Raw genomic sequence first — 11,665 nt, 5'->3', positions numbered from 1 at the left:
AGCAGGTTGGTAGACTTGAGCTATTTAAAAGAGATTATCGATATTCGTACTGTAGGTTTTGCTCACTTTTTCGCTCATCGATTTCAACTGCTGGATCATGCTGGTTAATTTACGCGCATAGTTAGGGTCAGTCGCGTAACCGGCATTCTGCAAAGCCTGTGCCCCCTGCTCGGCGGTAGCAGCGGCGGTTACCGCCGCATAGCGCGGGTTACGCGATATCAGACCGACATAATCCGACAGTGCCTCAAGGTAAGAGCTATAGACGCGGAATCGGGCTTTCACCTTTTTCGCCTCGCCGTTTTCATATTCGGTGGTGGTGATTTCGGTGGTTGGGCCTTTCCAGCTTCCCGAAGCCTTCACGCCAAAAATGTTAAAGCTCGGTTCACCGTTCTCACGGCGGATTTGTCGCTGGCCCCATCCGGACTCCAGCGCCGCCTGCGCCAGAATCAGATGATGCGGAACCCCGCTTTGCTGACTTGCCAGCTTAGCCGGCAGCGATAGCTGGGCGAGGAAGTCTTTGCTGTCACCTGACAGCGGCTCATCATTGCTTTCCGTCGCGCGGGGAATAGCTTTACGGACCAGTTGCGTCAGCGCCTGGTTTTGATAGCTGGTCACCGTTTCCAGAGAGAACTTCATTGGCACCTGCGGCGCATCGTCTGCGGGTTGCGCCTGCCCTTCAGTCATCTGCTTAACCATCATTTCAGCCAGTCCCAGACCTTTACCTGCGGTCATCTGCTGCGCAATTTGTTGGTCATACATGCTGGTATACAAACGTGTCGAATCACTGCTAAAAACGCCATCTTTCGGCAGCGCTTCACGCATGCTTTTCAGCATCATTTGTACGAACATCCCTTCAACCTGACGGGCAACCGGGCGGATATTCGCCGCCGGGTCCTGACCCGCTTTCACTTTCAGTTCGTTCAGTGATTGCGCATCCCAGGCGGCACTGGTCAGCAGTTTGCTGTCACCAATCATTAGATGATTTCCAGTTTGGCGCGTAAGCATCCCGCGCTCTGCATCGATTGCAGAATGGACATCAGATCCATCGGCGTTGCCCCTAGCGCATTAAGCGCACGCACAACATTGTTCAGGTTGGCGCTGGAACGCACGCTTTGCAGCGAACCGCCGCTCTGGCGCAGATCGATCTGGGTTTGAGGCGTCACCACAGTCTGTCCACCCCCAAACGGTGTATCCGGCTGGCTGACGTTCGCCTGGCGGTTTACCGTTATCGACAAGTTGCCTTGCGCGACGGCACAGCTATCCAGCGTGACTTCACGGTTCATGACAACGGATCCGGTGCGCGAGTTGATAATCACTTTCGCATCCTGCGGCGTGACGTTCACCTCCATATTCTGGATGTCAGCAAGGAAACGCACCTGCGAGCTGTTGCCGCTTGGCACGCGTACCTGAATCGTCCGGGCGTCCAGCGCAGTGGCGCTACCAAAGCCGCGCGAACGGTTAATGGTGTCGGTTATCTGCTGCGCCATAGTGAAATCTTCATTATTGAGCTGCAGATTAATGGTGTTACCGCCGCCGAACTGGCTGGGTAATTCACGTTCGATGGTCGCGCCGTTGGTAATACGTCCGCCATTGAGCTGGTTTACCTGCACGCTGCTGCCACCCGCAGCCGCGCCTGCACCGCCTACCAGAATATTCCCCTGCGCCAGCGCATATACCTGGCTATCGACCCCTTTCAGCGGGGTCATCAGCAGCGTACCGCCGCGCAGGCTTTTGGCGTTCCCCATGGAAGAGACCACCACGTCAATGGTTTGCCCCTGACGACCAAAGGCCGGGAATTGCGCGGTCACCATCACCGCCGCCACGTTTTTCAGTTGCATATTGGTGCCGGTTGGCACGGTAATTCCCAACTGCGAAAGCATGTTGTTGAGCGTTTGCGTAGTAAACGGCGTCTGGGTGGTCTGGTCACCCGTGCCATCCAAACCGACCACCAGCCCATAACCGATCAACGAGTTTTCCCGCACGCCCTGAACGCTGGTCAGGTCACGAATACGGTCGGCATGCGCAAAGGTGGTTATCAGCACCAGTACCATTCCAACTAAAGATTTAAACACTGGCTACCTCGCTTACATCGGCGACAAGTTAAGGAAGAAACGCTGCAACCAGCCCATATTCTGCGCTTCATTGATGTAGCCGTTGCCGACATACTCAATACGTGCGTCCGCAACCTGAGTTGACGGTACGGAGTTGCTGCCACTGATGGTGCGCGGGTTAACGACCCCGGAGAAGCGAATGAATTCAGTGCCCTGATTAATGGCGATCTGTTTTTCACCCACAACATGTAAGTTGCCATTCACCAGTACCTGATCGACCGTTACGGTCAGGGTACCGCTGAAGGTATTGCTGGCGTTCGCGCCGCCTTTACCGTTAAAGGTGTTACCGCCTGAAGCTTCTACGTCAGCACGCTCGTTGCCAAACAGTCCTTGCAAATAACGCGGTACGGTATCAAAGCCAAAGTTTGTCTTGCCGTCGCGGCTGGCATTAGCCGAAGAACTTTTGCTCGCGCTGACGTTTTCCTGCAATACGATGGTCAACGTATCGCCAATATTGCGCGGACGGCGGTCTTCGAATAACGGCTGATAACCGTAGTTAATCGGTTGGGCCGACTGGAAGATTGATCCATTCGCCACCGGCGTCGGGCCAGGAACAGGCTGGGCAGACGTTGCGCCCTGCACGAGGGGCGTGGCCGGGATCCAGGCGCATCCTGTCAATGAAACCACCAACAGGGCTAAAATTGGGTATGGGTGAAGCGCGTATTTTCGCATTGCGGTCATCTTCAAAATCAGTGTGCCGGTGAGGCTTTCACCCCACCGGGCCACACTTTAGAGTTGCGTCAGTTTTTGCAGCATCTGATCGGTGGTCGATACCGCTTTACTGTTGATTTCGTAAGCGCGCTGAACCTGGATCATGTTTACCAGCTCTTCCGCCACGTTGACGTTAGAGGTTTCAACATAACCCTGGTACAGCAGACCCGCGCCGTTCAGCCCCGGAGTGCTCTCATTCGGCGCACCGGATGACTGCGTTTCGGTGTACAGATTCTCACCAATGCTTTCCAGACCGGTATCGTTCATAAAAGTAGTCAGGTTAAGCTGCCCAACCTGAACCGGTGCTGCCTGGCCCTGCTGGGTTACGCTGACGATACCGTCGCGTCCAATGGTGATACTGAGCGAGTTAGCCGGGATGGTGATAGCCGGCTGAACCTGAAAACCACCCGCAGTCACCAGTTGGCCGTTCTGATCCACCTGGAAAGAACCGTCACGGGTGTAGGCGGATGTGCCATCAGGCAGCATGACCTGGAAAAATCCCTGCCCTTTAATCGCCACATCTTTACTGTTGTTGGTCTGCGACAGGTTCCCCTGGCTGTGTAAACGCTCGGTCGCGACCGGGCGCACACCGGTACCAATCTGCAAACCAGACGGCAGTGTGGTTTGTTCAGAAGACTGTGCGCCAGGCTGGCGAATCGTCTGGTACAACAGATCTTCAAACACGGCACGTTGACGCTTAAATCCGTTGGTGCTGACGTTTGCCAGGTTGTTGGCAATCACATCCATGTTGGTTTGCTGTGCATCCAGGCCGGTTTTGGCGATCCATAATGAACTGATCATAAAATGTCCTGTATTAACTCATCGACAGCAGTTGGTTGGCGCGACCCGCGTTATCATCCACGCTACTGATAATCTTCATTTGCATTTCGAAACGACGGGCGTTGGCGATCATGTCACTCATCGCGGCTACCGGCTTAACGTTACTGCCTTCCAGCACACCCGACATAACGCGAATGCTGGGGTCGGCCTGTAACGTAGCGCCACGGGTAGCCTGCGCGGCCTGGGTCAGACGGAACATACCGTCATCGCCACGTTGCACTTCACTCCCCGTGGCCTTCACCAGTTTCAGTCGCCCAACTGGCGCAACGGTGTTAGCCGGATCGCCAGGGTTGAGCGCCGAGATCGTGCCGTCTGCCGCAATAGTGACTTCAGAACCTTCCGGTACGGCTATTGGTCCGGCTTCGCCAATCACCGGGTGTCCCTGAATGGTCAGCTCCCCCGTAGGGCTTACCTGAATGGCGCCATTTCGGGTATATCCTTCGCTACCGTCCGCGGTCTGCACGGCCAACCAGCCATCCTGTTGCAGCGCCACGTCCAGCGGACGTGAGGTATAGTCCATCTGACCCGGTGTCATATCGGCCCCCGGCGTGGAGGCCACCACCAGCGTACGCGTCGGTAAAGACAATCCTTCAACGGGAACCGCGCGCAGCGCATTGAGTTGCGCACGAAAACCCGGCGTTGAGGCGTTTGCCAGGTTGCTGGCCGTCACCGCTTGTTGATTCAGCGTCTGACTGGCCGCGCCCATGGCGGTATAAATTGCGTGATCCATTAAGCCATCCCGTCAGGCGCTTAGCGCAGGTTGACCAGCGTGTTGAGGATCTGGTCCTGGGTTTTGATGGTCTGCGCGTTCGACTGATAGTTACGCTGGGCGACGATCATATTCACCAGTTCTTTACTCAAATCCACGTTTGATGCTTCCAGCGCGCCGTTGGTCAGCTTGCCGAAGTTACCCTCGCCTGCGGTACCCAGCAGCGCCACGCCGGAAGACTGAGTAGCTGCCCAGACGTTGTCACCCTGAGAAGCCAGACCTTCGTTGTTGGCAAAGTTTGCCAGCACGATCTGCCCCAGAACCTGTTGCTGTTCGTTGGAGTAGTTACCGACCACAGTACCGTCATTGTTAATCTGGTAGCTCACCAGGTCGCCCGGCTTGTAGCCATTCTGATTCGTGGCAACGATGTTGTTGGCGCCAGTGTTCTGCTGCATGGAGTTCAGGAAGCTCAGAGAGAAGTTCGCCGGAACTGCGCCATTGATCGTACCGGTCGTTATCTGAATTTGCGGTTGGGCATTAGCTGGGCCTTCAACGGGGATTTTTGGTCCAGTCGGATCTGCTGGATCTACTGGCACCGTCCCTGGAACATAATTGTTCACTGAGGTCAGCGTACCGTTAGCACTAAAGTTCATCACCGCATTCTTGTTGGCAACTGAACCCGCAACGCTGGAGTCCTGGGTGTAGACATCCCATTTGTTCGGGCCTGTTTTGACATAAAAAATATTCATGTCGTGGGCGTTACCCTGGCTATCGAAAACGGTAACTGAGCCTTTTTTGTTGTAGGAATCCGCATCGCTTGGATTAAACGGGGTCTTCGTTGGCACCTTGTCAGTGGAGTTCAGGTTGATCTGCATTGACGCAGTCGTGGTGGTTTTAGCCGCCATCAGCGTATTCGGGATAGTGATCGGCGCCGGGTTAGCACCTTGCTGTATCGTTGGCGGTGTACCGGTAGCCGGATAGCCCGTCAGCTGTAGCCCCTGCATGTTGACGATATTGCGGTTTTCATCGAGCTTGAACTGACCGTTACGGCTGTAGAAAACGGAACCGTTGCTGTCTACCATGCGGAAAAAACCGTTCTGGCTGATAGCGACATCCAGCCCGCGACCGGTGTTGGTCGTGGTACCGTCGGTAAAGTCCTGGGTAATGCCCGCAACTTTAACGCCCAGACCTACTTTAGAACCGGCGAACATATCGGCAAAAGAGGCCGTACCGGATTTAAAACCGTAGGTGGCGGAGTTGGCGATGTTGTTACCAATGACATCGAGGTTGGTCGCTGCAGCGTTCAGACCGCTGACCGCTTGTGAAAAGGCCATGACTTACTCCTGATAAGTGTGAAGGCTTAAATGATCTGCCGTACTTCGTCGAGGGTGGTGGTTCCATAGGTGCCCAGATCCAGCGTATTACCGCCGTTACTGCGAATAACGCCCTGCACCAGCGCAAACTGAAGCGGCTGAGCCACCAGTTGTGTTCCGCCATTACTGGCAGCAATTGACACGTTGTAAGAACCGCTTGGCGCATCCGTGCCATCGGTCATGGTGCCGTCCCAGGTAAAGGTATGAACGCCCGCTTTCAACCCACCAATATCAATGGTGCGTACCACCTTGCCGTCTTTATCGGTAATGGTTGCGGTAACCTTATCTGCCGGTTGCTGCAGTTCAACGCCAAACGGCGTGGTGGTGGTTTTTGCGCCCTCTTCCGTACCTTTACCGGTCAGGATGGTGGTGCCTGGGATCATGACACCGTGGCCAATCAACGTACTGGCCTGCAGCGACTGACTGTTGTCGATCTGCCCGGAGATCGATCCCAGCGTGGTGTTCAGTTTCTCAATTCCGCTCACGGTACTGATTTGCGCCAACTGGGTGGTCAGTTCGTTGTTTTGCAGCGGGTTGGTTGGATCCTGGTTTTTCAGCTGTGCAACCAGCAGCGTAAGGAAGCTGCTTTGCAGGTCCGCGGCGTTGCTGCCCGTCAGCGAACTCTTCCCCGTTGCGTCATTCACACCCGTCGTGCTCGGGTCATTCATTTTTACAGCAATAGACATGTGCGCCTCCTTTTACTGGCCTAGCGTCAGCGTTTTGAGCATCAAGCTTTTCACCGTATTGAGCACTTCAACGTTTGCCTGGTAGCTACGCGAGGCTGACATGGTGTTGACCATTTCGCCGACGACGTCCACATTCGGCATTTTTACGTAACCGTTCGCATCGGCCAGCGGATTACCGGGTTCATAAACCAGCTTATCCGGCGCCTGGCTTTCAATGACGTCAGCGACTTTTACGCCACCGGTTGCCGCACCTGGCGCGGCATCAACCTGAAAAACAACCTGCTTCGCGCGATACGGCTGACCGTCAGGTCCGGTGACGCTATCCGCATTCGCCATGTTGCTGGCTGCCACGTTCAGGCGCTTAGACTGAGCCGTCAGCGCAGAGCCTGCGATATCAAAAATATTTAACAGCGCCACGAATTAGTTCCCTCCTTGCAGCACGTTCATCATGCCTTTGATTTGTCCACCCAACGCGGTCAGCCCCATTTGATACTTGAGGCTGTTGTCTGCAAATTGCGTGCGCTCCCGGTCCATATCTACCGTGTTGCCATCGAGAGACGGCTGATCAGGAATGCGGTAGAGCAGTTCCGTAGAAGGAGCGGAAACGGTCTGGGCCGGAATGTGTTGTGCAGAGGTCAGCGTCAACGAGACACCGCCGGTTTCTTCCCGTCCTCGCACCATGACTTTTTTTAATTCACTGGCGAAATCCAGGTCGCGCGCCTGATACCCCGGCGTGTCGGCATTGGCTATGTTGGCCGCCAATACTTCCTGGCGTTGGGCGCGCAAATTCAGCGCTTCCTGTTGAAAACGTAAGGCGGCGTCGAGCTTATCGAGCATATCTCCTCCGCAAATGACAAAATTCAGCCGACAGCTTAAATCCCATTACGCGCGCGTTATCGCCGGAATAAACGCAAAATGCGTCGCTATTTGTTGCGTTGATGACTGCGTCACACAGGTAGAATCCTGTCACTACCTGAAAAAGCGCGAGGTTTTGATGCAAACGTTTAAACGTGGAGTCGTCGTGGCAGCACTGCTGTTCAGTCCTATGACGCTGGCGCAAGACCTGAATTCACAGTTGACGGCATGGTTTTCCCAGCGTCTGGCCGGATTTAGCGATGAGGTCGTCGTTACTATCCGAACGTCGCCAAACTTATTGCCGAGCTGCGAACAACCAGCATTAAGCGTGTCCGGGAGTGCAAAATTGTGGGGTAATGTGAACGTGCTGGCGCGCTGCGCCAACGAGAAACGTTATCTGCAGGTGAACGTGCAGGCCACAGGAAACTACGTTGTTGCCGCCGCGCCCGTAGCTCGGGGTAGTGCCCTGACTTCGGCCAGCGTAACGCTAAAACGAGGTCGACTGGACCAACTCCCTCCGCGCGCCGTGCTGGATATGAATCAGGTGCAGGATGCCGTAAGCCTGCGCGATCTGGTGCCTGGTCAGCCGATACAGCTTTCCATGTTGCGCCAGGCATGGCGAATCAAGGCCGGTCAGCGCGTCCTGGTTATCGCCAACGGAGATGGCTTTCGGGTGAATGCCGAAGGTAAAGCGCTGAACAATGCCGCCGTCGCCCAGAATGCCCGAGTACGGATGATTTCAGGCCAGGTGGTGAGCGGTGTCGTCGATTCTGATGGGAATATTCTTATTAACCTATAATAGGTTAAAGATTTTTTAGCGTGTGCCGATAGATAAACAACCAATGATTACAGCGGGCCGCTATAGCGTAACCCCTCGATGAGGATAAACAAAATGAGCATTGATCGTACCTCACCATTGAAGCCAGTAAGTACCGTTCAGCCACGTGAAACCAGCGATGCGCCGGTACAAAAAACGCGGAAGGAAAAAACCACCGCCACCACCAGCACCAGCGTCATGCTGAGCGACGCCCAGGCCAAACTGATGCAGCCCGGCACCAATGACATCAATATGGAACGCGTGGAAGCACTCAAAACCGCAATCCGTAATGGCGAGCTGAAAATGGACACCGGAAAAATTGCCGACTCGCTGATCCGCGAGGCGCAGAGCTACTTACAGAGTAAATAAAGTATGACTCGTTTGTCAGAAATACTTGACCAGATGACGACCGTCCTCAATGACCTGAAAACGGTAATGGATGCTGAACAGCAGCAGCTTTCCGCAGGATATATTAACGGCAGCCAGCTACAGCGTATTACAGAAGAAAAAAGCTCTTTGCTGGCAACCCTTGATTATCTGGAGCAGCAGCGCCGTCTGGAGCATGACGCCACGCGCAGCGCCAATGATGAAATTGCCGAGCGTTGGCAGACCATTACCCGGAAAACACAGGACCTACGCGAACTCAACCAGCACAACGGTTGGCTGCTGGAAGGGCAGATCGAGCGCAATCAACAAGCGATTCAAGTGCTGAAACCGCACCAGGAACCGGCGCTGTATGGCGCAAACGGTCAAACCTCTGCTGCGCACCGCGGCGGGAAAAAATTCTCTATCTGATGCTAGCCTGATAACGTTTTGCTTATCAGGCCTACGCGTTTGTAGGCCGGATACGGCGTCATGCCGCCATCCGGCATTAATCTGTTACGCCGTCCGGCGCACAAACTCTTTCACTTTAAAGCCCAGCACCGCGAGCGCAGCGAAGTAAGCAGCAATACCTGCCACCACAACGGCCATCAGACGCAGCAGACGCCATAACATCGTTCCCTGCGACCAGTCCGGCATGATGTAGAGCATCCCAACCAGCGCCGCCGACATCACCAGCACAGAAATCACCAGTCGCGCCAGGAACCAGGCCCAACCCGGTTGTGGGGTAAAAATTTTCTGTTTACGCAGTTGCCAGTACAGCAGTGAAGCGTTCAGACACGCCGCCAGACCAATCGACAGCGACAGCCCGGCATGTTTCAGCGGCCCAATAAACGCCAGGTTCATTACCTGGGTCATAATCAGCGTGACAATGGCAATCTTGACTGGCGTTTTAATATCCTGGCGCGAATAAAAACCAGGGGCCAACACTTTCACCACGATCAAGCCAATCAAACCTACCGAGTATGCCACCAGCGCGCGCTGCGTCATCGCTGCATCAAAGGCGGTAAATTTACCGTACTGGAACAGAGAAACCGTCAGCGGTTTGGCCAGAATCCCCAACGCCACGGCGCTCGGTAATGCCAACAGAAAACACAAACGCAGGCCCCAGTCCATCAGACGGCAATACTCATCATGATTACCGCTGGAAAAACTTTTGGACAGCGAGGGCAGCAGGATAGTCCCCAACGCGACGCCAAGTACGCCAGACGGAAACTCCATCAGACGGTCAGCATAATACATCCATGACACTGAGCCAGAGGCCAGAAACGAAGCGAAAATCGTATTGATGATCAGTGAAATCTGGCTGACAGATACCCCAAGGATCGCCGGGCCCATTTGCTTGACGACGCGCATCGCCCCCGCATCACGGAAGTTCACGCGCGGCAGCACCAGCATGCCAATTTTCTTCAGGTGTGGAAGCTGATAAATCAGCTGTAGCACGCCGCCAACGGTAACGGCCCACGCCAGCGCCAGCACCGGAGGGTGAAAATAAGGCGCAGCAAACAGCGCGAAACCGATCATGCTGATATTCAGAAAGGTCGGCGCAAACGCCGGAATGGAAAAGCGATTCCAGGTATTCAGGATCGCACCCACCAGCGAAGCCAGCGAGATCAGCAGAATATACGGAAAGGTGATCCGTAGCAGTTGAGTGGTCAGCGCAAATTTGTCCGCGGTGTCGGCAAACCCAGGCGCGGTGACTAAAATCACCCACGGGGCAGCCAGCATCCCGGCGACCGTCACCACGGCCAGCGCCAGGGTCAACAGCCCGGAAACGTAAGAGACAAAGACGCGGGTCGCATCCTCACCCTGCTTACTTTTATATTCGGCAAGAATAGGCACAAACGCCTGCGAAAAAGCGCCCTCAGCAAAGATTCGGCGCAGCAGGTTAGGAAGTTTGAATGCCACAAAAAAGGCATCAGTCGCCATCCCTGCGCCAAAGATTCTGGCGACAATCGCATCACGCGCAAAACCCAGCACACGTGAAAACATCGTCATCGAGCTGACGGCTGCCAGCGACTTTAATAAATTCATCTATGTTGTATTCCAGACTCTGAGGCAAAACCCCGACAAACCTGCCCGTAGGTCGGATAAGGCATGATCGCCGCCATCCGGCACTTTTGCTGTGCCTGATGGCGACGCCGTAGCGTCTTATCAGGCCGACAAACCAGCCTATGGTTAAAAAGAGGTGTTATTTTTGAGTTGGCATATAGTACCTGGATTACAATGAATTACTACCGCCAGATGTTACAGGGGGTTATTCAGCCATTGCCTCCCGCCACAGCTTTTCGACAACGCGCTGGGCCAGGAGCGCCTGCTCACCTGCCGTCTGGGGAACCGTCTGATTTTGCACGCACTCAATGAAATGACGTGCGCATCCGGCAAAACCACGCTGTTCCAGGGTAGTTTGCCAGCCTGCTACCGGCTTGTGCACCACTCCTTGCCCGCGCTCTTCCCGCCATTCCCGCATATCCGTGACGTCAATCAGGCCACCATCCGTCACCGCCTGCACGCTCTCGCGCTGGCTACCGGCGCGGCGATGCATACTGGTCGTTATCTGCATTTGCCCGGCACAAAAATGGTGCTCCGCATAGAGCATCGCGCCGGATTCATTGGTTAACAGCGTACCGTTATTTAACTGCGCTTTCTCTCCCGCCAGCCACAATGCGGTATCGACAACGTGCAGATAGTCGTCCAGTAGAGTGAAGCGCAGATCGTGCGGCCCGACGCTGTCCGTCCGGTGCTTATCCATGCGTACGGACGCCGCATTGCCCAACTGGGATTTGAGATCCTGATACAGCGGCGCAAATCGACGGTTAAACCCCACCATCAGCGTCAGCTTTTTCCTCTCGGCCAGCTCCACCAATTGTTCAGCCTCGCGCAGGTTTTCCGCCAGCGGTTTATCCACGCACACGTGAACCCCGGCATTCAGCAGTTCGCTGACCACCGCATAGTGCGTTGCGGTACTGGAATGGACGAAAACCGCATCGCAGGTTTGCGCCAGATTAACCGGTGAATCAACGTAAGGTATCCGCCAGGTATGACAGATACGCTGCGCTTTTTCCCGCGAAGGTGAAAATGCCCCTTCCAGTGTCCAGTCTGCACTAGCACCCAGCACGGGCAGCCAGGCCTTTTGCGCAATCCCGCCGAGCCCGACAACGCCGATACGTAATTTATTCACA

At 54.9% G+C, this 11,665-nt stretch carries 14 protein-coding genes; 3 read left to right on the top strand and 11 right to left on the bottom strand.

What is annotated here, in order from left to right:
* Window positions 1-24: 24 nt before the first annotated feature.
* The 9 genes from flgJ to flgB are packed head-to-tail and all read right to left on the bottom strand — an operon-like array spanning window position 25 to window position 7,267.
* Window positions 25-975 carry a flagellar assembly peptidoglycan hydrolase FlgJ gene (flgJ, locus tag KQJ19_RS06150; protein ID WP_200079580.1) on the bottom strand — a complete coding sequence of 317 codons (951 nt, stop codon included), beginning with the start codon at window positions 973-975 and terminating at the stop codon, window positions 25-27.
* Window positions 975-2,051, bottom strand: a complete 1,077-nt coding sequence (locus tag KQJ19_RS06145; RefSeq protein ID WP_019076467.1) for a flagellar basal body P-ring protein FlgI — start codon at window positions 2,049-2,051, stop codon at window positions 975-977. Before KQJ19_RS06145 ends, flgJ begins: the two co-directional genes overlap by 1 nt.
* Window positions 2,052-2,084: 33 nt before the next feature.
* On the bottom strand, window positions 2,085-2,783 hold the full coding sequence (gene flgH, locus KQJ19_RS06140) for a flagellar basal body L-ring protein FlgH (RefSeq protein ID WP_016152630.1): 699 nt from the start codon (window positions 2,781-2,783) through the stop codon (window positions 2,085-2,087).
* Window positions 2,784-2,840: 57 nt separating this feature from the next.
* Window positions 2,841-3,623, bottom strand: coding sequence for a flagellar basal-body rod protein FlgG (gene flgG, locus KQJ19_RS06135; protein ID WP_003036202.1), 783 nt, complete (start codon window positions 3,621-3,623; stop codon window positions 2,841-2,843).
* A 13-nt stretch (window positions 3,624-3,636) separates the two neighbouring features.
* Complete coding sequence (locus tag KQJ19_RS06130; protein WP_016156188.1) at window positions 3,637-4,392, bottom strand: flagellar basal body rod protein FlgF; 756 nt, start codon at window positions 4,390-4,392, stop codon at window positions 3,637-3,639.
* A 20-nt stretch (window positions 4,393-4,412) separates the two neighbouring features.
* A complete protein-coding gene (gene flgE / locus KQJ19_RS06125; protein ID WP_046274760.1) occupies window positions 4,413-5,705 on the bottom strand; it encodes a flagellar hook protein FlgE in 1,293 nt (430 codons plus the stop codon).
* Window positions 5,706-5,731: 26 nt separating this feature from the next.
* Window positions 5,732-6,430 (bottom strand): flagellar hook assembly protein FlgD, encoded by a 699-nt coding sequence (gene flgD, locus KQJ19_RS06120; protein ID WP_016152627.1) that lies wholly within the window; start codon window positions 6,428-6,430, stop codon window positions 5,732-5,734.
* Window positions 6,431-6,442: 12 nt separating this feature from the next.
* Window positions 6,443-6,847, bottom strand: a complete 405-nt coding sequence (flgC, locus tag KQJ19_RS06115; RefSeq protein ID WP_006685091.1) for a flagellar basal body rod protein FlgC — start codon at window positions 6,845-6,847, stop codon at window positions 6,443-6,445.
* Between the two features lie 3 nt (window positions 6,848-6,850).
* Window positions 6,851-7,267: a flagellar basal body rod protein FlgB gene (gene flgB / locus KQJ19_RS06110; protein ID WP_016152626.1), complete on the bottom strand. Its 417-nt coding sequence runs from the start codon at window positions 7,265-7,267 to the stop codon at window positions 6,851-6,853.
* A 157-nt stretch (window positions 7,268-7,424) separates the two neighbouring features.
* Here flgB and flgA point away from each other — a divergent pair, with 157 nt between their 5' ends.
* From flgA to flgN, 3 genes are all read left to right on the top strand, one after another.
* A complete protein-coding gene (gene flgA, locus KQJ19_RS06105; protein WP_016156187.1) occupies window positions 7,425-8,084 on the top strand; it encodes a flagellar basal body P-ring formation chaperone FlgA in 660 nt (219 codons plus the stop codon).
* A gap of 93 nt (window positions 8,085-8,177) precedes the next feature.
* Window positions 8,178-8,471, top strand: a complete 294-nt coding sequence (flgM, locus tag KQJ19_RS06100) for a flagellar biosynthesis anti-sigma factor FlgM (protein WP_016152624.1) — start codon at window positions 8,178-8,180, stop codon at window positions 8,469-8,471.
* 3 nt (window positions 8,472-8,474) lie between these two features.
* A complete protein-coding gene (gene flgN, locus KQJ19_RS06095; RefSeq protein ID WP_016152623.1) occupies window positions 8,475-8,897 on the top strand; it encodes a flagella biosynthesis chaperone FlgN in 423 nt (140 codons plus the stop codon).
* A gap of 84 nt (window positions 8,898-8,981) precedes the next feature.
* Here flgN and murJ read toward each other — a convergent pair whose 3' ends face one another.
* The gene (gene murJ / locus KQJ19_RS06090) at window positions 8,982-10,517 is read right to left on the bottom strand and encodes a murein biosynthesis integral membrane protein MurJ (protein ID WP_016152622.1); all 1,536 of its coding nucleotides are present in this window, start codon (window positions 10,515-10,517) and stop codon (window positions 8,982-8,984) included.
* Between the two features lie 223 nt (window positions 10,518-10,740).
* Entirely contained in the window at window positions 10,741-11,664 is a 924-nt protein-coding gene (locus KQJ19_RS06085) for a Gfo/Idh/MocA family oxidoreductase (RefSeq protein WP_216403428.1), read from the bottom strand.
* Window position 11,665 lies beyond the last annotated feature (1 nt).

It is taken from the genome of Citrobacter sp. S46_ASV_140 (genome assembly GCF_018919545.1).
GTDB classification, from domain to species: Bacteria; Pseudomonadota; Gammaproteobacteria; order Enterobacterales; family Enterobacteriaceae; genus Citrobacter; species Citrobacter braakii.
This window is presented reverse-complemented; position numbering and strand designations above follow the sequence as displayed.

Excerpts from the sequence above, each read along its gene's own strand:
- flgM (WP_016152624.1), top strand. The coding sequence starts at position 8,178 with ATGAGCATTGATCGTACCTCACCATTGAAGCCAGTAAGTACCGTTCAG.
- flgA (WP_016156187.1), top strand. The coding sequence starts at position 7,425 with ATGCAAACGTTTAAACGTGGAGTCGTCGTGGCAGCACTGCTGTTCAGT.
- flgE (WP_046274760.1), bottom strand. The coding sequence starts at position 5,705 with ATGGCCTTTTCACAAGCGGTCAGCGGTCTGAACGCTGCAGCGACCAAC.
- flgN (WP_016152623.1), top strand. The coding sequence starts at position 8,475 with ATGACTCGTTTGTCAGAAATACTTGACCAGATGACGACCGTCCTCAAT.
- flgB (WP_016152626.1), bottom strand. The coding sequence starts at position 7,267 with ATGCTCGATAAGCTCGACGCCGCCTTACGTTTTCAACAGGAAGCGCTG.
- murJ (WP_016152622.1), bottom strand. The coding sequence starts at position 10,517 with ATGAATTTATTAAAGTCGCTGGCAGCCGTCAGCTCGATGACGATGTTT.
- flgG (WP_003036202.1), bottom strand. The coding sequence starts at position 3,623 with ATGATCAGTTCATTATGGATCGCCAAAACCGGCCTGGATGCACAGCAA.
- flgD (WP_016152627.1), bottom strand. The coding sequence starts at position 6,430 with ATGTCTATTGCTGTAAAAATGAATGACCCGAGCACGACGGGTGTGAAT.
- flgH (WP_016152630.1), bottom strand. The coding sequence starts at position 2,783 with ATGCGAAAATACGCGCTTCACCCATACCCAATTTTAGCCCTGTTGGTG.
- flgJ (WP_200079580.1), bottom strand. The coding sequence starts at position 975 with ATGATTGGTGACAGCAAACTGCTGACCAGTGCCGCCTGGGATGCGCAA.
- KQJ19_RS06130 (WP_016156188.1), bottom strand. The coding sequence starts at position 4,392 with ATGGATCACGCAATTTATACCGCCATGGGCGCGGCCAGTCAGACGCTG.
- KQJ19_RS06145 (WP_019076467.1), bottom strand. The coding sequence starts at position 2,051 with ATGGTACTGGTGCTGATAACCACCTTTGCGCATGCCGACCGTATTCGT.